This is a genomic window from Shewanella sp. UCD-KL21 (genome assembly GCF_001957135.1).
Taxonomy (GTDB): domain Bacteria; phylum Pseudomonadota; class Gammaproteobacteria; order Enterobacterales; family Shewanellaceae; genus Shewanella.
Genome location: NZ_MPHK01000008.1, coordinates 111,096 through 134,885, shown reverse-complemented (window position 1 = coordinate 134,885; position 23,790 = coordinate 111,096). Strand labels below are relative to the sequence as shown.

Here is a 23,790-nt window from a genome sequence, read left to right as displayed (position 1 = left end):
CTTTTGTTGCCATTGTCATGATGGTTCCCAATCTCGCTTGGGCAAAAGATGACTGGTTAAGGGTCAAGGTAACGGGCGCATCAAAACGGTTAACCAAAAATATCCAAGCGCATTTAGGCAATAATCCTGATTCTGAAGTACAGCGCCGAGCCTATTTATTTACTGTAGAAGACAATGTTAACGCCGCGCTGGAATCCATCGGCCATTATCACGCAAAAGTATCGATTAACGTTGAAGAAGCGGCCAAAGGCCCTTGGAAACTTAACATCGATATCGATGAAGGTGCGCCTACCATTGTCCAGTGGATAGACATTAAATTCAGTGAGCAAATGATTGAAGATAACAGCTTTAATCGTTGGCTTGATCAGTTAACTATCAAACCTGGCGATGTATTAGATCACGGCGTATATCAAGAGTTAAAAAATCAGCTGGTTACATTAGCCATGGCCAGAGGCTACTTCGATGGCAAATTCTCACGGGCTGAAGTGGTGGTTAATCGCGATGTGAATACCGCTAAAATCCACTTGCATTATGACTCAGGTAGGCGCTATCAACTGGGTAACGTCGAGTTTCATGGTCATACTCTCAATGATGAGTTCATGAAAAAACTCATCCCGTTTGAACCAAATTCAAATTATTCAACCCGGCGATTAAATCGATTGAACCGCAATCTTATCGATACCGGCTACTTTAGTAATATCAAAGTATTACCACAAGTTGACGCCATGACCGAAGTCGATGTCCCCATCAGAGTTGACTTAAGCCCAAGACCAACACACTCATTTGAATTAGGTTTGGGTGCCGATATTGGCACCAATGCCGAAAAAACCATTGAGCCAAGGGTCAGGCTCACTTGGCGGATGCCGCAAATTAACAGCTATGGCCATACTCAAGAAACCACCATGGAATGGTCACCTGACAGGCCTAAGTTTTTAACCACCTATACGATTCCGTTACAGCACCCGTTAGATGATCAGCTACAATTTAAGATTGGCTTACTGCGGGATAAATATGGCGTTACCCAAGATTATAATGAAGAAGATAGAAGCTACGATTACACCGGCCAATTAGAGTCAGAGAAACGTTTACTCGGGGTGATCAGACAACAAACCCTAGCCGATCAATGGCTATTTGGTTATTCACTTGAATATAGCCAAGAGCTTTATAATCAATCCAATATTGATTACGATTCAAAATTCCTTCTTGCAGGCTTTGGTATTGGCAAAACTGTTCGCGGTGATAATACCTTAGACCCCAAGTCGGGCTACCGTCATATTTACAGTATGCAATATGGTGACCCCAATTTAGGCTCTGAAATTAGACTGTTAAAATTTGAAGCTAACTTTAAATGGATTGATACCTTTTTCGAGCGGCATCGTTTTGTGGCAAGGCTCGACTTAGGCGCCAACATTGCTGACAGTGACAATATCGCCCAAATATCACCGTCGCTGCGTTATTTTACCGGTGGCGATCAGAGTATTCGCGGTTATGGCTACCAAGAGCTAGGGCCATTCATTGAATACACCAACGAAGACGGCAGCACCTCACGTCAGGTTGTCGGCGGTCGTTATCTGATGGTGGGCAGTTTAGAGTATCAATTTTATTTAACTGACACATGGCGACTTGCCAGCTTTGTGGATGCGGGTAACGCTTTTGATACAGAAACATTTGAACCTATCGCCTCCGTCGGCGGCGGCGTTCACTGGATCTCCCCTATCGGGCCCATTAGATTTGATTTAGGTGTCGGCTTGAAAGAAACAGAAACGGTCGATAGATCTTGGCGAATTCATTTAACCATGGGGACGGATTTGTAATGACAGAAAAATCCAAGCAGCCCCAGCCTCATAACGACCATGAAGCCCATGACGCTATGCCACTAGATAAAGTGCCAGCAAAGCCGCCATTAACCCTTGGGGCTCGGTTGTGGAAATATTTTAAACATACCACCAGAGTGATTATCTATATCCCACTGCTGATCTTGATTTTGCTGGCAGTGCTCATTGGCACGCCTTTCGGCGCACGTATGTCGGTGATGTTAGCCAATCAGTTTGTGCCCAATCTGGCATTAGACTTACGCTCTGGCACCATCAATAAGCAACTTGAATTTAACCACGCAAGCTGGTCAATGGATGGCGTGGCTGTCGAGGTCGATAATTTAAGTCTTTCTTGGCTCCCCACCTGTTTATTCAATAAGCAAATCTGCGTCGATAAGTTACATGCAAGTGGCGTGCGGGTACGAGTAGCGACTGATGAATTTGCCGATGACGCGCCCAGTGAAAATACCGCTCAAAACACTCAAGCTGCATTAGCAGATAATCAGCTGGCTAACACAGATAAAACCAATACCAATACCAATACTAATAAAGCTAATGACAAAAAAGATGAAGTACCTGAAGCGCTGATTTTACCTGTGGTTATTGGCCTTAACGAATTAGACTTAAATTCAGTTGAAGTCAGCGTAAATGACATGCGCTATAACGCCAGTCGTTTGCAAGGCAAAGCGCTATGGAATAGCAAAGGCTTAAGAGTTAATTACCTTTATAGTGACGATTTGCTGGTAGATATTCCTCTTGGCAGTGATGATGTTGAAGATATTGCAGCGCCGAACAATAGCACTGACGAGACTGAGGTAAATGACGACTGGGCTATGGCAGCATTACCTGTGGTTTATATGTCATTCCCTATTTACCTTGAACAACTGATCAGCAATAACAGCGTGATGGTCTTGGGAGCAAGAACCGATAATTTCGCCAAAATCACCTTAACCGGCAGCTATGTTGATGACGTAATTGATGTGCAGCAACTTGCCGTCTCTCATGATTATGGTGAAGCGACATTAGAGGGTGATATCCGTCTAAATCACGATTACCCAATGAATATTAACGCTGATTTTAACCTTAACAATGTGTCCGAAATCCCTGATCTAGCCCAGCAAAAAATCAAAATCAGTGCTCATAACGGCTTTGATGATTTAGCCGTTACCCTTGCCGCTGAAGGTGACTTTACCATTGATTTTGAATCAAATATCACCTTGAGTAAGCCTGAAATGCCTTACCAAATTGAGATAAGTCGCGCCCAGATTCAATGGCCTTTAATTAAGCCTGACTATGAAACTGATATCAAAACATTATCAAGTACAGGCGACTTCAACCAACAACATATTGTCCTTGATGGGCAATTCCTCAGCCCCTATCACCCTAAGCTTGCTGTCAATGCCGCACTGCAGTTATCACATACCAATGTGGATATCGAAGATATGGTCATTAGCTCAGATGCAGGTGATATTAGCGGTCAAGCGAGCCTTGATTGGGGCAATGATTTTAGCTGGCAAGCCAAGCTAGACACCTCTGATTTACAGCTAGAAAAAATCGATTATCTTTATCAACTCACCGAGCTTAGCAGCAACATCAGTGGGGCATTAACCACCACAGGTAAGGTTACTGATACCAGCTGGGAAGTTAATATTGCAGACAGTGATTTAAGCGGCAGTTTAAATCAGTACCCTCTTAGCGTTAAAGGTCAGCTGCAATTTGATAATAACTTCGCCATCAACGCCAAAGACCTACAAGCACAAGCCCTCGGCACCACCCTACTTATCAATGGTCAAGCAGATAAAGTATGGGATGTAGATGCATTACTTGACGTACCCGACATCAGCCAGTGGCTACCTGATAGTAAAGGGTCAATTACCGCAAAAATCGATGTCACTGGCGATGCCAAACAACCTATCGTTGATATTAGCTCCCAAGTGGCCGATTTTGATTTTGCTGATATGAAGCTCGACAGGCTGACATTAACGGGTCACTACTTACCATTAAGTGGGCATCAATTTAGCGCTAATCTCGCCAGTACTGCATTTAGCTGGAGCCAACTGGACCTAACTGACGTAGAGCTAACCGCCTCGGGGGATCTTGGCCAGCAAATATTGCAACTGTCTACGGGTGGCGAGCTAGCTATTAACACCCAATTGAGCAATAGATACACGGCCGATACACAGCGCTTTGATACTGAAGTTAACGCCTTATCCTTAACCAATATGCTCGGAGATTGGCAGTTAGATAAGCCCATCACTATCGTTTGGGATCAACTCAATCAACTTGGCAGTGCCAGTCCTTTTTGCATTAATCACCCCAGCAATAGCCTGTGCCTGATTGAACCTGCAAGTTTTGGCAAACAAGGGGATATTCATATTACTGCCAAAGGTACTCCGGGACTACTGCTACAGCCTATATTACCCGAGCGCTTACAATGGAGCGGAGACTCTAGCCTCGATGGCAAGGTGAATTGGTCTGAGGCTGAAAAGTTACAAGCAGATGTTGATTTAACCTTATCTGAGGGCAAATTAGAATTAAAGCGCTCAGAGAATGATCGCATCGATATCATTTACGACTTAGTTAACTTACATGTCACATTAGATGAGCAGCAACTAACGGGTCAATTATCAGTGCAAGCAGATAGCATCTCAGATATCAGCAGCCAAGTTAACATCAGCACCCAGCCTTCAAGAGAGCTGTCAGGACATATCAATATTGACGAGTTAGATTTAACTGGCTTACAGGGTTTCTTCCCTGAGCTGGCGACATTACAAGGACTGTTTTCAACTGATTTAAGCTTATTAGGCACGTTAAACGACCCTGAAGTCGCCGGTAACATGACATTATCGCAAGCCGCTATTGCCACCACAAACAACCCTACTCTGATTGAAAATATCAATTTAGTAATGGCGTTGGCGGGTCAACAGGGCAATGTCAAAGGTGATTTAACCATGGGTAAAGGCCAGGCAAATATCAATGGCAAACTGACTTGGCCTGAAGGCAATTTCAATGGCGACATAGATATAAAAGGCGAAAAGCTTGCTTTTATTCAACCGCCTATCGCGATATTGGATATCACTCCTGATGTGAAAATTAACTTTAGTAAAAATCAGCTGGCAATTACGGGCAATGTCGATATTCCTAGCGGGAAAATTACATTAGTGCAACTGGCTGAGGGTGGCGTAGCGATATCTAGCGACGTGGTATTTAAAGACTCAATTTCAGAGCAAGAAGAAAGAGTCAGCCCTTACGCTATTGTGGCCGATCTCAATATTAATGTGGGCAAGAACCTTAACATTGATGGCATGGGCTTAAACGGCAAGTTAGAAGGAACATTATTGCTACAGCAACAAGCCTTCAAACCACCGCTATTATTTGGTGATATTAAAGTGAATAACGGCAGTTATAAATTTATGGGGCAAACCCTAACCATTAGTACCGGTGAAGTGCAGTTTGTTGGCCCAAGTTCAGTACCCAACTTAAATATTGAAGCGGTAAAAGAAATCAAAGATGAAGATCTCACCGCTGGCGTGAGAGTCACAGGCACAGCCATGCAGCCGGTAGTGACCTTGTTTTCAAGCCCTGCCAAAGAGCAAGCAGAAATTCTATCCTACATAGTCACAGGCACAGGCTTTGCAAACTCTGGAAATGATCAAAATAATGCCTTAATGATGAGCGCGGCGTTAAGCTTAGGCTCACAGTTTGGCGGCGGCGCAATGAACAACATTGGCTCAACAGCGACTGGCTTAATTGAAAAAATGGGCTTTTCTAATGTGCAACTTGATGCCAACGATGAAGGACGTTTTGCCATAAGTGGTTATATTGGCGAAAACTTGATGGTGAAATACGGTATTGGTGTTTTTAACCCCGGCTATGAAATGACGGTAAGGTATTATATTTTTTCTCAGCTTTACCTAGAAACCGTATCCGGCAACTTAAATCAATCCTTAGATATTTACTATAGCTTTGATATTGATTAAGCGTTACAAAGCAAATTTTAGTTACAAAAAAAGCGCCTTAAGGCGCTTTTTTCATTCAAATTAGCAATTAAGCAAATTTGAAATCGATGTGTTCGATAAGCATTTTGTACGCGTGACGCTGTACAGCTTGTGCACGAACTTTAATTTCTTTGCCATCGATTACGATAGTTAACTCGCTTGTGTAGAAATCTTCATTCAACTGTTGGTTGATGATATCTTTTTGAGCGAATTTGATAGAAATAGGCTCTTTACCTGGACCGTAAATTACAGCAGGAACTAAATTCGCATGACGTAGGCGGCGGCTCGAACCTTTCCCGATTTCAGTACGGATTTCAGCATTGATAGTATAAGACATGTAATTCTCACTTATATAAAATAATTTTTGTTGTTATTTTCGACCAATAACAACTCGTGCTCGTTATAAAACTAAGCGCGCGGATTCTAACACAGCTAAATAGCGTCAACAAGCATCACCCCGCGATTATATCCACATGAACTAACTATATCGCCTTTAAATCAGGCTAAATATCAGCCCGCGGGGTTTACCAACTTCTTACCGGGCCACTATCCACATGAATAAAACCAGAACGAGGATAATAACCAACTCCGCCCATTTTTAACGACATTGCCGCATCACGTAAGGTTTTAAGATCAACGCCGGGTATGGCTAAATCCATTGCCATTCCCTTCATATGATAACTTTTCTTGGCAACACCATTACTGTTGGCCGCTAACATATTATTGGTGATCGGAGAGCGATAACCGGAAATCACATGAATTTCATCTGAGTTATTCAGTGTCTGTTGAAGCTTATACAGGATTTCATATAAACGCTTATCCATCGGCGCCGCTTGGTTTTGCCTATGGTCACGTAATACATTGCTAAAAAGCGTTAAGGTATCACTGCTGTATTCACCATCAACCCAAAAACTGCCTTGGCCGCGCTCACCGGTATGACGGTTGTAAAAGCTCAGATCACGGTGCCCTAATGTAGAACGACTTGCTTGAGCAGAATTGGAAAACATTGAAGCGACAGCCACCCCACTAATACCAAGGATTAACTGCCTACGTGCTGGACAAACTAACGACATTAACTCACCACTTTCTAAAAATTCAAACTGTGCATTTTTCACACAAACGAGAATGAATTTAAAGCTTATGGCAAACAATAGCAACCGCAACAACACATAAAAGCTGCAGAATTCATCTGTAATTTAGCAACTACTAATAAGGTCAAACACTTAACGCGAGGTCAATTGTGACGAACTTGCTGCATTATTAGCTACCACGGTTTTATCTATGTTATTTAAATGATAAATGTCATTGCGATATTGCGCTAAGTTATCTTCATCGACCCAAGCATTCCAATACACCAGATGCACAGGAATCGTTTGCGACAAGGAAAACCATTGGGTATTTTTTTGATTAGACTGCATTCTCGCCCAAGTGCGTTTATCAATCACCACATTCTCGGCGAACCACTCAGCTAACTGCTGCACTTTTTCAATGCGAATACAGCCAGAAGACAGTGCTCGATTAGACTTATTAAAAAGCCATTTATCAGGGGTATCATGCAGGTAAATATTCAGATCATTTTTAAAATGAAATTTATAACGTCCTAAGGCATTAATCTCGCCGGGCCGCTGCACTAAACGATAGGGAAAGGCTGTTGTTGCGGCCATTTGCCATTCATCAGCGGTTTTATCAATTTTATTCCCAGTGCGATCAAACACATCAAATTGTCGCGCACGAAAATAATCACCATCTTTAGCCACTTTAGGCAAGATATCCCGTCGTACCAGCTTTTTAGGGACTGTCCAAGTAGGGTTAATGACCACATTGGATATTTGCCCTGCCATTACCGGTGTTCTTCGATAGGCCTTGCCGACAATGACTCTAGAGGTCATGGCAATTTGATTATCATTCACTAACACCATTTCAAAGGCAGGAATATTTACCAATAAATAACGCTCTGAGAGTAGATGTTGATAACTGGTTTTAGCCACAAAATTACTGGCAAGCAATATGGCGCGTTGTTTAGGTGTTTGGTTTAACCAATGTAAGGTATTGGGACCAATCACAGCATCGGCTTTTAAGCCATGACGCTGCTGAAATGACACCACTGCGCTCGCAATAGTGTCATCGAAAATATGTTGCGCTTCTGAACGGGATGACAAGTCACCGAGTAACCATAAACGCTGTGAAATGGCACTAATGGTCTTATGACTATCGCCAGGCCGTAAAAAACCGCCGGGGACAATGGGCTGCCATTCATGGCGGTTATCAAGCCACATTAATCGCCTAATATGGTTAAGGACTCTTAAGTAATCATCTACCTGAGGCTCTAAAGCAAAAACTTTGTTTTGAAGTGAAGCGTTGGAAGCCAGATTGCGATACTGCAGTTCAACAGACTTATCAGCCCAAAACCTATCGACCTCATTTTGTATTGTGTCGATATACTCAAGCTTTTCTGACTCTGTACCTTGGCGCAAAATCGTTAAATACGCTTGCCTTTGAACACTGGGCTCAGTCAACGAAATCAGCAATACATGTTGTGCAAGGGTGTTATAAGCCACATCTGACGCCGCAGCCTTAGAGATCGGCATAACAAACAAGGATAATATCACTGCAAAAGATAACGCGACTCGATGACAACAACATCTCACCATGAATTATCCTCCTAAATACTGACTACGAGCTTTTGAGTATGGCAAAGAAAACCCATTCATGTGTTACATAAAATATGACACTGTTAAAAGATAATACGAAAGTTGGAGTTAAATGGCAGATTTTGCACAGTGATTCGACAATGGTTGAACCGCGGTCAGTTGAGCTCTGTTAAACGATTGGCATAACTGCTATAAACAGGCCCCGCAATACTTATTACGTTAATTTCACAGCAGTTAATATGAATAAAAAACAACTCATGCAAGTGATGGCTTCCGACATCGGTATCTCACAATCTCAAGCTAAAATTCAAATCGATCAAATTGTTTCTCAGATCCATAAAGCACTTACCGAAGGTGAGAAAGTGTACATTCCGCAATTTGGCACATTTGAATTACGCTACCATTTAGCGAAAAATGGCTACAATCCGCAAACCGGTGAAGCGATGGAAATCCCAGGTTTCAACCAACCAAGCTTTAAAGCTGCACCTGGATTGAAAAAACTCATCAACCAGTAATAAAGCCCCTACCTCATTTCAAAGGCCTTGTTTGACTAGCAATAGCAACAAGGCTTTTACCAATAACTACACCATTTCATAATCATCTTCTAAACTTAAAGTCAAAGTCACCTTACCCAGCGCTCAACCATGAACATTAACCATGTTGTGATAAGTGTGGTTCTACTGCTATGCACTTTTATTCCATTACAGGAAGCCTCAGCCTCCTACGAGAGCTTTGAGCTATCAACAACCGCAAAAATTATAGTTGTTGGTGACATCCATGGCGACTATGGTGAATTTGAAAAATTAATTCGTGCAGCGGGAATTATCGATGACCAACAAAACTGGCAAGCAGGCGATACTCAGCTAGTCAGTGTCGGCGATCTGCTGGATAGAGGCCCTGACTCCCGTAAAGTGATGGACTTGTTTATGCGCCTAGAGAAACAGGCCGCTGATGCAGGAGGCGCTGTCCATCTTGTGTTAGGCAATCACGAATTGATGAATCTTATCCGTGAACTTGACTACGTACCCACTGATGAATATAAGCATTATCTGAATGACGAATCTGCTGCCATACGCGAAAATTACTTGCAACAATACCTTTCACATGCAAATGAATCCAATACCGAAATTAGCCAGAACTCTCTATTATCGACCTTTAACACTGAATACCCTCCCGGCTACTTTGGTCATATGCAGCTATTTTCTACCAAGGGTAAATACGGTCGATGGCTGCTAAGCAAGCCCAGTATATTAAAGATTAATGAGGTACTATTTCTCCATGGTGGACTCTCTGCCAAGTTCCCACTGACAAGCTTAGCCCAAGTAAACAATGAATCAACGAAGGTAATACATGATTACATGGAAGCCTTTGAACAATTAAAACTACAAGGTGCATTAAGTCACCATGATGATTTCTTTAGTCGCCAAGAAAAAATAGCACGCCGTTTACAATCCGCAGGAGCTGACAAACATAAATCCTTATACCAAAGTTTCCTTAATCTCAGCCAATCTTTTTATCTCGATGGAGAAAGTCAATTCTGGTATAGAGGCTCAGCCCTTTGTCATCCTATCTTTGAGGAAGAAATACTTGATCGCGTTTTACAACACTATAAGGCCAACCAATTAGTGATTGGCCACACTACAACTGGCAGCCGAGTTTTTGAAAGCAGAATGAAGGGCAAGGTGATCAATACCGACACAGGGCTATATCGAAAATATTATCAGGGCAATCCAATGTTATTAGCCATTAACAAGGACCAACTTGAACAATTTGACGGTAATGATTGGCGCCCTTTTGAAGTTGATGATGGTCAATACCGTGAAATGTACCAAGGCCACAGTTATCCGGAGTGGGAACAACTATTAACACAGGCAAGTATCACTAAACTTGAGCTTATAGGGGCTGGTGTGACAAAGTCGAAAAAAGCTTATTTAGAACATAACGGACTGCGTTTCAAAGCTATTTTTAAAACTGAAAATATCATCCCTAGAACTGCCTCAAATGAGAAATATCGCAATACCGACAGTTATAAATACGAAATAGCGGCGTACAAAATAGCCCGTCATCTTGGATTGAATATGATCCCTCCAACAGTACTTCGCACCATCAAAAGTAAGCAGGGCTCGCTACAATTGTGGATAGATGACACTTTTAACGAAAAAAATCGTATCGAGAATGAACGTTATCCAAGTGAGCATTGCGTCCTGTCCTACCAAGCCAGCCTGATGAATATGTTTGATATTTTAATTTTCAATGAAGATAGAACCCAAAGTAATATTCTCTATAGTGAAGCGGATTGGATGATGTGGATGATGTGGATGATAGATCACTCTCGAAGTTTTAGAACTGGCAAACAAGCACCAAAATATTTAAAGGCCGCACGTTTACGTCATTCATTAAAAATTGAACAACAATTAAAAAACCTAGACTATCGAAGCCTAGATAAACTCACTGATGGCCTACTTAAGAGAAAACAGCTCAAGGCGCTACTCAAACGCCGTGATCTGCTATTAAAACGCTGGCAGAACGAGTGAAACGCCTCAGTTTGGTTATATGTATCAGCTTGGGTTAACTTTCACCAAACCCGATGCCAAAGTCCTGAGCTAAAATATTCTTCATCAGCCAGAGCACTATTTCGCTGCTCGTCCTCAAAATGTTTTTTAACTTTTTGAAGGCGATGCTCAAGAGCGTCCAGCTCTATACGAGCTAATTGTTGCTCCGATAAACCACTCGCTCGGAGCCTCTTTTCTAGTTCTTCAATTTTCCATGCTCTCATTCCCTGCATAAATTGTATGCTAATAGACTGAGACTTTAGCTTACTTAACTTACAGCTTCGCGAGTCTAGCCGAGGACCTCGATAAAAAGCTCTCGAGTGATCTATGGCCCAAATTTTACCAAGATAAGCATTTTTATTTCCAGTCAGTTCATTTGACGCTTCAAATCTTTCATTTAGATCAACTAATAGGTTACCGGCATGCCTGTCAACATTGCCAATGATACAATCGAATGCTTTGATTTCTCTTATTTGGTGCTTTTTATACTCGACAGAACCCGGGTAAGACAACTTACTAGAAGTTAAGTCGAACAGCACTACCGTATTTTCTACCCATAGTTGCAAACTGCCTTTTCTCAATTGTTTGCTCGACACTAGTCCTTTGGGCCCTATAGGCATACTTCGAAGCACAGTCGCAGGAATAATATTGAGGCCGAGATATTTTGAAATAATATATGCCGCCACTTCGTTGTAGTAGCTATCGTAATATACTAACTTCATGCTTCCCCTAGCATTGCCTTTTACGGCTTTATCTCGAAAGGCGGCACGTATCTGTAGGCTATTTTTGACTAAACCAACCCTTCTAATTTCCATAATACTTTCTTTTTTAGCAAACGCTTTAGCGACATTTTTAGAAAGATTTAGATCCCCTGTGTACAATAAGTCAAAAATTATCTTTTCATCTCGAATTAAAGGAATTGTTTCAGCATGAGAGAAAAAAGCGATTAGAAATATCGTAAATAAAAAAGTCATCTTCAAATATGGCATATTACGCTCCTTCTACTCAATCGATGAGTTAACACGCTGTCAAAAATATATTTCTAATAACATTTTTATTAATATCGACACCTTTTAATCATTAAGCATGCTCATTGACCAACTGTTTATGCTTGCGAGCAAGGTTAAATGCCAAAATTATCCAAAATAGGGAAATAACCAGATTAACTGCCGCAAACTCGTAGTGATCAAGCTTGAATACTTTAAGGCCAATAAAGATGATCACTACGTGAGCCAAATCTCCTAAACGCCAACAAAGTGCGTCTATTACCGTTTTACCTTCAAAGATTTGTTGCTGATTTAAAGGCAGAAAAAGCGCATGCCGAGCGGTATTTTGTAACGAATAATCTATGCTATTTTCAGCAATTTTTATTAGCTTAAATAAGGTAAACATAGGGATAAAAGTCGCTAAGCCGTAGCCTAAAAAAGCGACAAATGGCAAAATTAGAATGGCACCATGTATATGGATCCATTGGAATATTCTAGACACCAGCAATAACTGAATTAACATGCTGAACAAATTTACCCAAGTGTAAAAGTCACCGTAAAACTCACCAATAATAAGTTTGACATCAACTCCCTGCTGCGCATAAATCTGTACCCATTTGGCTAGAATGTATTCTCCTGTGCTATTCACGCAGTTGAGTAACACCACAAACCCTGCAATCACCAATAAGTAACGATTATTCAGTACGGTATCAAAGCCTGCTTTGAATGAATGACAATGATAGCCACTCGGCTTTTTTTTTTAGATTTAAGTCCAACTAATTTGGGTAACCACATCGTCGCGAACAGTAAAACCGCAGCCACTAGCATCAAGCCTTCTGCGCCAACAAGCTTAAATAAATGTTTGCTAATTTGTGCACCTAGTAATGAGCCCATAGATGCTCCGGCAGCAATAAAAGCAAACAAACGTTTGCCCTCATCAGGAGTGTAAATATCTGCCGCATAAGCCCAAAACTGGGCAATTAACAACACATTAATCACGCCTAGCCAAACAAAGAAAGGAATTGAAATAGGCACCTTAAACAAATAGAGCCCCAAAAATAACAACAAGCTCATTGCCACCGCTAAGGTTACTCTGGGTAATATTTCATTTGCGCCCTGAGTCCTGATCCAGCTGGCGTATAATGGAACTAATATCATTAATACCAAAGCTTGAATCGCTATCGTATAACTGCGCATTTCAGCGGTGTGTTCAGAGAGAATGAGAGCTTCACGGATAGGCTTTAAAATGTAGTACAGCAGCAGTAGCAAACAAGCGTAGGCTGAGAGCATCAAGGTGGACTTACCTTCTCCCGGTTGCACATGAGTAAAAATTCTCATTAAGCGTTCTAGGTAACTTAAGTCGCTCCTATGTTTTCCCATACCTGTAAATAATTCCTTGTTTACTTTCAGGGTATTAAAAAAGCTTAGCAGAGGCATGTGCACTGTCAAATATGCGGAGGTATAGCTAACACAGCTCCCTACGGCTTAAATACATTTATTGATGAGGTTTTTTCATTGGTAAAATAAGCGATATGGCCAATTGATTTAATAGATAAATTCAGGAATAAATCATACTAAAAATTCAAATGAGTCCGTCATAAATAGACTAAGAAGCTTGTTAATGACGTCGTTTTAAACCACCTGATACGGAACGAAATTCAACACAAAGTCTCAATCTAAAGAGGCTAGACTTGAACTGGTTCGCCCTATTTAAACACCACGAGTTTTTTTCTGCTATATATCATTATTCATTTTCGCAAATTTCAGACACAAAAAAGCCCCGATTCAATAGTGGCGAGGCTTATAGAGCCTTCTAGGCCTTTATATGGACAGTATCAAGGACTATTAATACAAGTAGATATGGCAATTGTAGTTCAGCAAAAACCGGCCTTGAACTTAAATATCATATTCCCAATAAATTTCAGACACAAAAAAGCCCCGATTCAATAGTGGCGAGGCTTATAGAGCCTTCTAGGCCTTTATAAGGACAGTATCAAGGACTATTAATACGAGTAGATATGGCAATTGTAGTGCAGCAAAAACCGGCCTTGAACTTAAATATCATTTTTCCAGTAAATTTCAGACACAAAAAAGCCCCGACTAACTGATCACGAAGCTTTTAGAAAAAGCATACTTTTCTCTGGTCACTTTCAAGGGCTATTGAGTTAAGCAGGCAAATATCCTTATTTTCATAAATTTCAGACACAAAAAAGCCCCGACTAATGTCGAGGCTTTTTTGCACCATACTTACGTATGTAAATGATGGTACCCGAGGCCAGACTTGAACTGGCACGCCTATTAAGCGAGGGATTTTAAATCCCTTGTGTCTACCGATTCCACCACTCGGGCAAACTTGTGATAACTCGTCGAAACAAGTTATAGAATCTATGTCAATTAGCGCAATTGCTTGCTGCCGCTGAACTTGGTGCATACTTTACTGGTTTTTCAGAATGGATCAATAAAAAAATGCAACTTATTGTTCAAGTGCTGACTTTGCAATCAATTCGTCTAAAAACATAGCTAAATTAGCCCTTTCAATTAAATATTTTACTTAAGCCCGCAAAATATTCTGCACTGTCGATTGTAATACTGGCAATAAATCTTCAGCAAACCATGGATTTTTTGCTAACCAAATATTGTTGCGAGGACTTGGATGAGGTAATGCAATGGTGCCCGCAGGTAAATTACGCCAATGTTTAACCGTTTCTGTCAGCGTTTGTTGCCTGTTTGGCAAATGATAGTCTTGAGCATACTTGCCGATAAGCAAAGTTAACTTCACATCGGTTAAGTGATTCAGTAAAGCTTGCCGCCACGTTTGGGCGCAAATTTTCATTGGCGCTAAATCACCACTTTTTCCTTTTCCGGGGTAACAAAAGCCCATGGGTAAAATTGCAACTTGTTCAGGGTCGTAGAAGGTGTGTTTGTCGATGCCTAACCAATCTCGCAACCTGTCACCGCTTTTATCATCAAACGGGATGCCAGACTTATGTACTGCAAGGCCTGGTGCTTGTCCGGCAATGAGAATGCGCGCGTGCTGATTAATTTGAATCACAGGATTAACGCCATAGGGCAACGCATGCTGGCAAAGTTGGCATTGCCGCACCTGTGCAACTAACGACGTTAATGAAGCTGCTGGCATAACGCTCCCCTATCCTATTTATAAGTTTTACTCTCTGGGCCTAAAGCTAAACTTGAGTTTAAACGTAAGCTGAGACCTCAATATAAGCGGCGATTGTTAATTCAATAACTGCCGTTCAATGGTGGCTAATTGCTGCTGGATATCACTAAACTGAGGTCGCATTGCTACGTCAGCCTGCAAACAACTAGACACTATTTGGCTTAATTGACTAATAATCTGACTATCTGCAGTTGCTAACCTTAGCTGGTTATCATCATGGGCTGTGAGTTCATTAAAATGCCCCAATACGTCATCGAGCATATTACCTAATGCTCTAACCTCAATGGCTTGCATAAACCCTGCTTGCACTGCTGATAACGCAGACAAGTCCGTTGCGGCGCCAAAATCACCAAATAGCATATTGGCATCACTATCAATCATGGTGTTGTGAGCGTATATATCGCCATGACTGACTTTGTGTTGATGTAAATGAGCTAACGCCGCTGCCATACTACTCATGACGGTGACGATTTGCTTTAAGGATATCTCCATGTCATCACAGAAGGTATCGCGAGTACAGGTTTCCAGTGACGGCGGTAAGCCCAAATTGTAATAACGCTGAGGGATGAGCTCCATGACTAAACCAAGATTGTCAGCCTCAGCAATAAAGCCAAGCACACCAATTAAATTAGGATGGAAGCCTGCTTGTAAACAGCAATGTAATTCATCTTTTGGGTAACCATCTGATGTCACCGCACCTCTGAACATTTTTACCGCTACGTCCAGTGCTGTGCCTGAGTCTTGCTGCCATTGTGCTTGATAAATCACCCCTGAAGCGCCTTGGCCTAATTGCTCCCCTAATGATAACTGCGCCATTGGCGTTAACCCACAACCGCTATTAACAGCAGCGTCATCACTATTGATAACAGGCGCTGTTATAGGGTTACCACTAAATGCCAACCAAGCTAAATTGGGCAGCTTGAATAACCAATCGGGAATATCCGTCAATTCATTGGCTGAAATACGCAATAGTTCGAGTGAGGTACATTGACTCATTGATTGCGGCAAATTGCTGAGCTTATTGCCTGCCATGGCAAACTTCTTAAGTCGATGCAGCTTACCAATGGATTGAGGTAATTGGGCAATGTTATTGTCAGTGAGAATTAACCAGCGGGTATCGACAGGAAAACAGTCTTCGGCAACTGTGGTTATTTGATTAGCTTTAAAACCGATCATTTCAAGCTTTGGGCATTTGGCAATGACAGCTGGGATGTCAGTAAAACAATTAAACGAGAGGAACAAAATTTTAAGCTGTTGCAACTGCTCAAACTCATCAGGTAGCGATGATAAACGGTTGTTCGACAAATCAAGCACTTCAAGGGAATCTGCGAGCGCAATAATTTCCATGGGAAAGCTGGTTAACCCTTCAGCTATTTGTAATCGTGTTATCTTGTTTTGGTGTAATTCACCAGACTGTAATTGAGCCAAAGTATGCAATGGAAATATCCTAAAATAAGCAGTAAGCCGAAATGGCGCTCATGATAAGCCAAACCGATAAACAAGTTAAGGCAAACCTCAGTAAACTGATTTACTATAACGCACAATAAACCTTCAATTAATAAAGGCTCAAAGCCACTATGTCAGCACTTAACAGCATCACTTTTTTCAGCCGCTTTGAAACAGACATTCTGTCAGGCGCTAAAACAATTACCTTGCGCGATGACAGTGAATCACACTTTATTGCAGGTGAAACGTTAACCGTGTCCACCTTTGAGGAAGATAAATGGTTTTGCGACATCAAGGTTATTTCGGTTAATACAGTGCCATTTACACAATTAACCGACTTGCATGCTCAGCAAGAAAATATGCCCTTGGCAGTATTAAAAGCCTTAATACAGGAAGTGTATCCGGGGATTGAACAGCTTTATGAAATCAAATTTAAGGTCGTAACCCCTTAAATAAGCGCATAACAAAGGAATGTAACATTGCACTATCTAACACTAATATTTTTATGGCCTATTTATTTAGTTCAGGCGATTTGGGTAAAAAAAACCACTGTTAAACTACCAGAGCCAAGCGGCGAGCGCGCGAATGCTTCATGCCTTACGCCACAATTGTCTTTATTGATCATAGGTGACTCTGCAGCTGCTGGTGTTGGAGTTAACCACCAGCAACAAGCACTCGCAGGAAACATGGTTAAACGGTTATCGGCAGATTACCAGCTCAATTGGCAGCTGGTTGCCCAAAGTGGTTACAGCACCCAAAATTGTCTTAATCAAGTCAAACATCTGCTCCGTCAAAATCGACTACCACAAGCTGATGCTATTGTGATCTCCCTAGGCGTAAATGATGTGTTAAGCCCAATATCGGCAAAAACATGGGTGCAGCAATTAAGTGAATTGTGTGCATTAATCACGGCAGAGCTAGGTAGCACACAAATTATCATAACCAATGTGCCTCCAATGGATAGATTTCCAGCGCTACCGCAGCCTTTTAGGTGGTTTTTAGGTGCAAGGTGTCGAGAGTTCAATCTCGCTCTTTCTAATTGGGTGACCACCAGCTCACTGCCATGCGAACAACTTAATATGGAACAGACGCTAGCAGACGCGCCAATGGCCATTGACGGTTTTCATCCCAGTGAGGTTATTTATGCCCACTGGGGACAACAGGCGAGCGAAATGATCAAAGCAAAAGTGTAAGCCAGACTTGAACTGGCACGCCGTATTTAAAAACGACGAGGGATTTTCTAATAGAACTTTTCATTACAACAAATTTCAGACACAAAAAAGCCCCAACTAATGTTGAGGCTTTTTCGCACCATACTCTTTAATACTAAAAGTCGTATGTAAATGATGGTACCCGAGGCCAGACTTGAACTGGCACGCCTATTAAGCGAGGGATTTTAAATCCCTTGTGTCTACCGATTCCACCACTCGGGCATAAGTGTTGTTTTAATTGTTAACATAACAACTAAACAAAATTTGTGGAGGCGCGACCCGGAGTCGAACCGAGGTCGACGGATTTGCAATCCGCAGCATAGCCATTCTGCCATCGCGCCGATATAAACATGATTTGGAGCGACATATCGGGTTCGAACCGATGACCTATACCTTGGCAAGGTATCGCTCTACCAACTGAGCTAATGTCGCGTAAATCATTTGTTTATCTTTTCAAATAAACCTGATGTCTTGTAGCTCAAACCTTTTGGTTATAAGCCGAAGCATCCTTGTCTACGGGGGTGCATTCTACCGATTTCAGTGTCGGTGTCAATTGCTGTTTTCAACAAAATTAACTGAGTGAACACTAAATAAACTTATTGAAGTTTTATTGCGCTACTCAGCCGTTAAGTCTTTCCATGCTGCTGAAATATAGCTCATCATCGACCAGAAAGTCAGCACTGCAGCAATATAAAACAAGCCATAAGCCACATCGGTCAAAAATTCATTCGGCTGCCAGATCAAACCAACAATCGCCGCCATTTGCGCCGCCGTTTTGTATTTGCCAATCCATGATACTGCGACAACACCGCGTTTACCGATTTCTGCCATCCATTCACGTAGCGCAGAGATCACAATTTCTCGGCCGATCATGAATAATGCCGCTAAGGTTAGATAAATATTATCATTTTGCTGCACTAGCAATACTAACGCCGTGGTCACCATTATTTTATCGGCAACCGGGTCAAGAAAAGCACCAAAGCGAGTCGACTGCTTTAATTTTCGCGCCGCATAACCGTCTAACGCATCAGTTACCGCAGCAAGCCAAAAAATAAATGCCGAAGCAAAAGGGGCCCACGAATAGGGAAGATAAAACACAACAACAAATACCGGCAATAAAACAAGCCGAAATAAAGTTAATGCTATAGGTAAATTAAAAGGCATGAACGAAACCAAATAGTCAGAAGCAGCGCCAATCTTGCCTTAATTTTATCCCCCTCGCAATGCATCATGGATTGTTTGTGCCATTTCTAGGCTAATTCCAGGAACTTTTGTTAATTCAGCGACACTTGCGCCCTTCACTTCTTGAATACCGCCCAAATGTTGTAACAATAGTTTGCGCCGTTTAGGCCCCACACCTGCAATGGATTCTAACGTCGATGTATTTCGGGTTTTCTGGCGCTTATTTCTATGGCCTGTAATTGCAAAGCGGTGGGACTCATCACGGATATGCAAAATTAAATGAAATGCTGGTGAATCACTGGGTAATTCAAAGGTATCTTCTGAGCCACCAAACACAAAGGTTTCAAGCCCTGCTTTACGCCCTTCGCCTTTCGTTACCCCGATCAGTAAAGGCGCATTATCTAAATGCACACATTTTTCATCTACTATTTGCTGCGCAATACGTAACTGGCCTAAGCCACCATCAATAAATACAATATCTGGCACTTTACCCTTGTTATCAATTTTATCAAATCGGCGGCTGAGTGCTTGCTCCATGGCGGCATAGTCATCACCACCGGTAATGCCATTAATATTGTAGCGGCGATAATCGGACTTGTGGGGCCCCTCACGGTTAAACACTACACAAGAGGCAACGGTACTTTCGCCCATGGTATGGCTGATATCAAAACATTCCATCCGCTGGATTGGGTGACCTAGCTCTAATGCTTCTTCTAATAATTGAAAGCGCTGCTCAACGGTATTTTTGTGAGACAGGCGCGTATTAACCGCATTGGTGGCATTGGTTAGTGCTAGGCGTAAGAAGTTTGCTCGCTCACCTCTAACATGTGTTTTGATTTCAAACTTACGCTCCAAGGCTGCTGAAATAGTCTGTTGCAGTGTCGCGAGTTCTTCAAAGGAGTGGCTTAATAATACTTCTTTAGGAATTGTGCGCTGGATGTCGGCATTTAAATAAAACTGCCCCATAAAAGAGACGAGCACTTCTTCAAGCTCAGTTTGTGCTGGCACAGTTGGATAATAGCTGCGACTGCCAAAGATTTTTCCATCTCGAATAAATAATAAATGAAAACAAACGATACCTGATGCGTAATGTACCCCTATCACGTCCATATCGCCTTTGTGATTAGACACTTCTTGCTGCTCAGCCACTCGCCTTAGGGCGGTGATTTGATCGCGAAATTGCGCTGCATGTTCGTACTCTAGCTCATTGGCAGCCTTATCCATCTTCACCACTAGCTCACTGATCACTTGTTGATCTTTGCCTTTTAAAAACAGGCTGGCTAATTTCACTTGCTCGGCATATTCATCATCGCTTACGCGGCCAACACAGGGGGCACTGCAGCGATCTAATTGATACTGCAAGCAAGGTCGAGAGCGCGACTTATAATAAAGATCATCACACTGACGAATGGGAAACAGCTTTTGCATCAGATGTAAGCTTTCTCTAACAGCACCACCATTTGGATATGGGCCAAAATAATGGCCTTTTTCACGCTTAGGGCCACGATGATAAGCGAGTCGAGGATGCTTATGGCCACTGAGCAAAATGTAAGGATAAGATTTATCATCACGCAGCAATACATTGTATTTGGGCATGTATTGCTTGATGTAATCATTTTCGAGCAGTAACGCGTCGGTTTCACTGTGGGTCAAAGTGACATCAATATTGGCAATGCGTGCCACTAATGCTTGAGTTTTTACATGGGGAATATTGGCTCTAAAATAAGATGATAAGCGCTTTTTAAGATCTTTTGCTTTACCAACATAAATGACTTCGCCCTTGTCATCGTACATCCGATAAACACCAGGCGAAGAAGAAACATTCTTGAGAAATAACTTTGGATTAAAACGAGATGGCATCAACTATCCTAAAATAGGTGTGAAATACCAGTTTGATTCAACACCTATTAACTAAAAAGAACTGGCATCAAGCATTTTGTAGCGAATCGCCAAACGGGTCAACTCTACATCACCACCAATATTTAATTTGGCAAATAGGCGATAGCGATAACTGTTGACTGTTTTCGGGCTTAAATTGAGCTTTTCAGAGATATCGTTGACCTTTTCACCATTGGTGATCATCAACATGATTTGAAGCTCACGTTCTGACAGGCTGCTAAAAGGGTTTTCGTCTGTGTGACTAAACTGACTCAAGGCCATTTGCTGGGCAATCTCTGGAGATAAATAGCGTTGCCCCCGAGATACCTGCTGAATGGCTCTTAATACCTCAGGCTGTGTTGCCCCTTTGGTTAAATAACCAGACGCGCCAGCTTGCATGACTTTGGTAGGAAAAGGGTCTTCAGTTTGTACGGTTAATACTATGATTTTAGCTTCAGGTTGATAGCGTAAAATTTTACGGGTCGCTTCTAAACCGCCCATACCGGGCATGTTCATATCCATCAAAATAACATCGGCTTCATTTTGACGTGACCACTGCACGGCGGTTTCGCCATCCGGCGCTTCGCCAACCACTTTTATACCACGCTCATCTTCCAATAAACGTCGAATACCGGTTCTCACTAGCTCATGATCATCAACTAAATATACTGAAATCAACTTCAACCCACCTTAAGCGTATTCTTCCTGAATTTTTATCATATCCTTACCGTTGTAATTTAGCCTATTGAACGAGTATCGCAAAGCAATATTAACCACAATAATGGCATAATTGTTCACTCCTTATGCAACACTAACAACTAACCGCTGTCGACGGTTAATTATTAGACTATTGCGATGTACAAAGATAACACCAACAAAAACCGCAGCAGTTGCCTGCTACGGCTTTAAATTTATTCGAGCATCAGCCCATTAGGAAAAATTAGTCTTCACTATTTTCCATGAAATCATCAGAAAAATCGGTTTCCCAATACTTATAACCTTGTACGGTTGCCTGAGCTGCTGCGCCCATTAAGTTAACTTGATAGGTTTTTACACCAGTTACATCAACTGATTGGTTAGCTGAAGCTTGATCGCCACTGTCTTCATACTTAGCGCTCGCTTCTGCTTGAGCTTGGCCTTCATAGCCTGACTCTTTAAAACGTGTCATAGCATTATTATTCATAAATGCTTGCACGAATGCCATTTGCTTCCAGCCAATACCAGCACCGACGCCACCGGTTGCAAAACGGTAATAGGAGTTTTGGCCTTTAGAGGTGAGTACGCAAACACCGCCACCAGTTGATAATGCAAATAAGTAACTATTACTGCCAGTGCAGACGACATATCCCACAGAGTTGGCAACCGCAGCTTTAGCTTCATTGTGCTCAGCATAAATTTCTTGCAATGCTGCTTGGGTTTCTTTGCGGGCATTGGCTTTTTTAGCCTCGGGCGTATCACCTGTAGCACAGCCGGTTAACAGTGCAGGAACCATTACCGCAGCAAGCAGCGTTTTTTTACTGAAAAACGTATTAGACATTGATTTTTCCTCTGTTGAACAAGTATTGCAATATGCATTTAGCGACAGCATTTAACGATAGCACTTAACGATAATATTTAATGATTATGACGAACAACACCTCAAGCATATGAGGCGCGTTATACTCCGATGATACTCGCTATTGTTAGAAGAAAATCACAAATGGCTCCGTTGGCCAATAACTGCTTCTGAATCCACCTAACTTTGGCGGTAATAGCGCTAAATTCATAATAAAATAATGATAAATAATCCCCAATCCATCAGTTTCGTTCACATAGTCACTAAACTTTTAAACTGAGATTATTTATCGCTTTCATTAAATTTAGCCTTTATTTCAAGAATTTGATCTAATTTTTCAACAAAAAGTGGCACAAGCTGTGGATCAAAGTGTGTTCCAGCTTCTTTTTCAAGTAATTCAAGGGCTTTTTCAACGGGCCACGCCTCTTTGTAAGGACGCTTACTGGTGAGCGCATCAAACACATCTGCCACCGCCACAATACGGCCATAAAGCGGAATATCTTCACCGCTTAAACCATTGGGGTAACCACTGCCATCCCACTTTTCATGATGAGTTAAGGCGATGATTTGCGCTACATCCATTAATTCAGAGTCTTGCTCACCTAGAATTTCAGCGCCGATTTCACAGTGCTTTTTCATTTGTTCAAATTCGTCAAAATCTAACTTATCGGTTTTTTTTAAGATGGCATCCGATATGCCAATTTTGCCCACATCATGCATGGGCGCCGCGTGCATTAGCAGCTCTGCATCGTCTTCGCTTAACCCTGCTGCAAGGGCCAATATATGGGTGTAATAACTCATGCGGATAACATGCATGCCGGTTTCGTTATCTTTATATTCAGCAGCGCGCCCTAAACGGCGGATCACGTTCAATTGATTTTGGGCAATTTCAGCTGTTTTTTGCCTTACTTGTAAGGCCAACAAGCGGCTTTGGCTGGTTAAGGCTAACTGGGTTTGCACTCGCCTAAGCACTATGGGGGGATTAAAAGGTTTGGTGATGTAATCTGCCGCCCCTAACTCGAGCCCTTTTAATTCATCTGCCGCAGATATTTTTGCGGTAACAAAAATAATCGGAATGTGCCGGGTGCGTTTATCTTGTTTCAATTGCCTGCAAACTTCAAAACCGTCAATACCGGGCATCATAATGTCGAGCAAAATGAGGTCTAATGTCATTGCCTTAGCAATTTTTAACGCGAGTTCGCCGTTCTTGGCAATTTTAATCTGATAGTCAGATTTTAATACACCGGCTAACACATCGATATTTTCAGCGGTATCATCGACCACTAAAATGGTTTGCCTTTCCATATAAACTCCTATTACATCGAATTTTTGTTATTAG

Annotated in this window: 19 protein-coding genes and 4 tRNA genes; 6 read left to right on the top strand and 17 right to left on the bottom strand. The window is 41.9% G+C overall.

The genetic code is table 11. The features are described 5' to 3' along the window. Positions 1 to 17: 17 nt before the first annotated feature. On the top strand, positions 18 to 1,814 hold the full coding sequence (locus BM739_RS09475; RefSeq protein WP_083698120.1) for an autotransporter assembly complex family protein: 1,797 nt from the start codon (positions 18 to 20) through the stop codon (positions 1,812 to 1,814). Beyond that, the gene (locus BM739_RS09470; protein ID WP_076539961.1) at positions 1,814 to 5,794 is read left to right on the top strand and encodes a translocation/assembly module TamB domain-containing protein; all 3,981 of its coding nucleotides are present in this window, start codon (positions 1,814 to 1,816) and stop codon (positions 5,792 to 5,794) included. Before BM739_RS09475 ends, BM739_RS09470 begins: the two co-directional genes overlap by 1 nt. A 67-nt stretch (positions 5,795 to 5,861) precedes the next feature. Here BM739_RS09470 and rplY read toward each other — a convergent pair whose 3' ends face one another. The 3 genes from rplY to BM739_RS09455 all read right to left on the bottom strand — a co-directional run bounded on the left by rplY (position 5,862) and on the right by BM739_RS09455 (position 8,463). Beyond that, complete coding sequence (rplY, locus tag BM739_RS09465) at positions 5,862 to 6,149, bottom strand: 50S ribosomal protein L25 (protein WP_076539958.1); 288 nt, start codon at positions 6,147 to 6,149, stop codon at positions 5,862 to 5,864. A 187-nt stretch (positions 6,150 to 6,336) separates the two neighbouring features. Then, positions 6,337 to 6,885, bottom strand: coding sequence for a DUF882 domain-containing protein (locus tag BM739_RS09460; protein WP_076540103.1), 549 nt, complete (start codon positions 6,883 to 6,885; stop codon positions 6,337 to 6,339). Positions 6,886 to 7,035: 150 nt separating this feature from the next. Continuing rightward, positions 7,036 to 8,463: a murein L,D-transpeptidase gene (locus tag BM739_RS09455; protein WP_076539956.1), complete on the bottom strand. Its 1,428-nt coding sequence runs from the start codon at positions 8,461 to 8,463 to the stop codon at positions 7,036 to 7,038. A gap of 239 nt (positions 8,464 to 8,702) precedes the next feature. Between BM739_RS09455 and BM739_RS09450 the strand changes: the two genes are divergently transcribed. Together BM739_RS09450 and BM739_RS09445 are read left to right on the top strand one after the other, a co-directional pair. After that, positions 8,703 to 8,978 carry an HU family DNA-binding protein gene (locus BM739_RS09450; protein ID WP_076539954.1) on the top strand — a complete coding sequence of 92 codons (276 nt, stop codon included), beginning with the start codon at positions 8,703 to 8,705 and terminating at the stop codon, positions 8,976 to 8,978. 129 nt (positions 8,979 to 9,107) lie between these two features. Continuing rightward, positions 9,108 to 10,997 carry a metallophosphoesterase gene (locus BM739_RS09445; protein WP_076539952.1) on the top strand — a complete coding sequence of 630 codons (1,890 nt, stop codon included), beginning with the start codon at positions 9,108 to 9,110 and terminating at the stop codon, positions 10,995 to 10,997. 41 nt (positions 10,998 to 11,038) lie between these two features. On the opposite strand, the gene BM739_RS09440 is transcribed toward BM739_RS09445, so the two are convergent. The 6 genes from BM739_RS09440 to BM739_RS09415 all read right to left on the bottom strand — a co-directional run bounded on the left by BM739_RS09440 (position 11,039) and on the right by BM739_RS09415 (position 16,616). Next, positions 11,039 to 12,004, bottom strand: a complete 966-nt coding sequence (locus BM739_RS09440) for a hypothetical protein (protein WP_076539950.1) — start codon at positions 12,002 to 12,004, stop codon at positions 11,039 to 11,041. A 91-nt stretch (positions 12,005 to 12,095) separates the two neighbouring features. Next, positions 12,096 to 12,650, bottom strand: a complete 555-nt coding sequence (locus BM739_RS09435) for an Npt1/Npt2 family nucleotide transporter (RefSeq protein ID WP_139326860.1) — start codon at positions 12,648 to 12,650, stop codon at positions 12,096 to 12,098. Positions 12,651 to 12,700: 50 nt separating this feature from the next. Beyond that, the gene (locus BM739_RS09430) at positions 12,701 to 13,381 is read right to left on the bottom strand and encodes a hypothetical protein (RefSeq protein ID WP_139326859.1); all 681 of its coding nucleotides are present in this window, start codon (positions 13,379 to 13,381) and stop codon (positions 12,701 to 12,703) included. A gap of 883 nt (positions 13,382 to 14,264) precedes the next feature. Further along, positions 14,265 to 14,350: transfer RNA gene (locus tag BM739_RS09425), tRNA-Leu, on the bottom strand. A gap of 202 nt (positions 14,351 to 14,552) precedes the next feature. Next, entirely contained in the window at positions 14,553 to 15,140 is a 588-nt protein-coding gene (locus BM739_RS09420; RefSeq protein ID WP_076539943.1) for a uracil-DNA glycosylase family protein, read from the bottom strand. Between the two features lie 96 nt (positions 15,141 to 15,236). Further along, positions 15,237 to 16,616 (bottom strand): leucine-rich repeat-containing protein kinase family protein, encoded by a 1,380-nt coding sequence (locus BM739_RS09415; RefSeq protein ID WP_076539941.1) that lies wholly within the window; start codon positions 16,614 to 16,616, stop codon positions 15,237 to 15,239. A gap of 140 nt (positions 16,617 to 16,756) precedes the next feature. Here BM739_RS09415 and yqfB point away from each other — a divergent pair, with 140 nt between their 5' ends. Beyond that, entirely contained in the window at positions 16,757 to 17,077 is a 321-nt protein-coding gene (gene yqfB / locus BM739_RS09410) for a N(4)-acetylcytidine aminohydrolase (protein WP_076539938.1), read from the top strand. Between the two features lie 27 nt (positions 17,078 to 17,104). Continuing rightward, a complete protein-coding gene (locus tag BM739_RS09405) occupies positions 17,105 to 17,818 on the top strand; it encodes an SGNH/GDSL hydrolase family protein (protein WP_076539935.1) in 714 nt (237 codons plus the stop codon). Positions 17,819 to 17,972: 154 nt separating this feature from the next. On the opposite strand, the gene BM739_RS09400 is transcribed toward BM739_RS09405, so the two are convergent. The 8 genes from BM739_RS09400 to BM739_RS09365 form a co-directional block, all read right to left on the bottom strand. Next, positions 17,973 to 18,058 (bottom strand) — tRNA-Leu (locus BM739_RS09400). 45 nt (positions 18,059 to 18,103) lie between these two features. Continuing rightward, positions 18,104 to 18,177 (bottom strand) — tRNA-Cys (locus tag BM739_RS09395). Between the two features lie 15 nt (positions 18,178 to 18,192). Then, positions 18,193 to 18,268 (bottom strand) — tRNA-Gly (locus tag BM739_RS09390). A gap of 183 nt (positions 18,269 to 18,451) precedes the next feature. Beyond that, the gene (gene pgsA, locus BM739_RS09385) at positions 18,452 to 19,000 is read right to left on the bottom strand and encodes a CDP-diacylglycerol--glycerol-3-phosphate 3-phosphatidyltransferase (protein WP_076539933.1); all 549 of its coding nucleotides are present in this window, start codon (positions 18,998 to 19,000) and stop codon (positions 18,452 to 18,454) included. Between the two features lie 45 nt (positions 19,001 to 19,045). Next, on the bottom strand, positions 19,046 to 20,878 hold the full coding sequence (uvrC, locus tag BM739_RS09380; RefSeq protein WP_076539931.1) for an excinuclease ABC subunit UvrC: 1,833 nt from the start codon (positions 20,876 to 20,878) through the stop codon (positions 19,046 to 19,048). A gap of 51 nt (positions 20,879 to 20,929) precedes the next feature. Further along, the gene (gene uvrY / locus BM739_RS09375) at positions 20,930 to 21,574 is read right to left on the bottom strand and encodes a UvrY/SirA/GacA family response regulator transcription factor (protein ID WP_076539929.1); all 645 of its coding nucleotides are present in this window, start codon (positions 21,572 to 21,574) and stop codon (positions 20,930 to 20,932) included. Positions 21,575 to 21,836: 262 nt separating this feature from the next. Then, positions 21,837 to 22,433: a hypothetical protein gene (locus BM739_RS09370; RefSeq protein WP_076539927.1), complete on the bottom strand. Its 597-nt coding sequence runs from the start codon at positions 22,431 to 22,433 to the stop codon at positions 21,837 to 21,839. 300 nt (positions 22,434 to 22,733) lie between these two features. Then, a complete protein-coding gene (locus BM739_RS09365; protein WP_076539925.1) occupies positions 22,734 to 23,756 on the bottom strand; it encodes a two-component system response regulator in 1,023 nt (340 codons plus the stop codon). Positions 23,757 to 23,790 lie beyond the last annotated feature (34 nt).

What these genes read in the sequence shown, in the direction of transcription:
- BM739_RS09475 (WP_083698120.1), top strand. Translation starts at nt 18, where the DNA reads ATGATGGTTCCCAATCTCGCTTGGGCAAAAGATGACTGGTTAAGGGTC.
- BM739_RS09470 (WP_076539961.1), top strand. Translation starts at nt 1,814, where the DNA reads ATGACAGAAAAATCCAAGCAGCCCCAGCCTCATAACGACCATGAAGCC.
- rplY (WP_076539958.1), bottom strand. Translation starts at nt 6,149, where the DNA reads ATGTCTTATACTATCAATGCTGAAATCCGTACTGAAATCGGGAAAGGT.
- BM739_RS09460 (WP_076540103.1), bottom strand. Translation starts at nt 6,885, where the DNA reads ATGTCGTTAGTTTGTCCAGCACGTAGGCAGTTAATCCTTGGTATTAGT.
- BM739_RS09455 (WP_076539956.1), bottom strand. Translation starts at nt 8,463, where the DNA reads ATGGTGAGATGTTGTTGTCATCGAGTCGCGTTATCTTTTGCAGTGATA.
- BM739_RS09450 (WP_076539954.1), top strand. Translation starts at nt 8,703, where the DNA reads ATGAATAAAAAACAACTCATGCAAGTGATGGCTTCCGACATCGGTATC.
- BM739_RS09445 (WP_076539952.1), top strand. Translation starts at nt 9,108, where the DNA reads ATGAACATTAACCATGTTGTGATAAGTGTGGTTCTACTGCTATGCACT.
- BM739_RS09440 (WP_076539950.1), bottom strand. Translation starts at nt 12,004, where the DNA reads ATGCCATATTTGAAGATGACTTTTTTATTTACGATATTTCTAATCGCT.
- BM739_RS09430 (WP_139326859.1), bottom strand. Translation starts at nt 13,381, where the DNA reads ATGGGAAAACATAGGAGCGACTTAAGTTACCTAGAACGCTTAATGAGA.
- BM739_RS09420 (WP_076539943.1), bottom strand. Translation starts at nt 15,140, where the DNA reads ATGCCAGCAGCTTCATTAACGTCGTTAGTTGCACAGGTGCGGCAATGC.
- yqfB (WP_076539938.1), top strand. Translation starts at nt 16,757, where the DNA reads ATGTCAGCACTTAACAGCATCACTTTTTTCAGCCGCTTTGAAACAGAC.
- pgsA (WP_076539933.1), bottom strand. Translation starts at nt 19,000, where the DNA reads ATGCCTTTTAATTTACCTATAGCATTAACTTTATTTCGGCTTGTTTTA.
- uvrC (WP_076539931.1), bottom strand. Translation starts at nt 20,878, where the DNA reads ATGCCATCTCGTTTTAATCCAAAGTTATTTCTCAAGAATGTTTCTTCT.
- BM739_RS09370 (WP_076539927.1), bottom strand. Translation starts at nt 22,433, where the DNA reads ATGTCTAATACGTTTTTCAGTAAAAAAACGCTGCTTGCTGCGGTAATG.
- BM739_RS09365 (WP_076539925.1), bottom strand. Translation starts at nt 23,756, where the DNA reads ATGGAAAGGCAAACCATTTTAGTGGTCGATGATACCGCTGAAAATATC.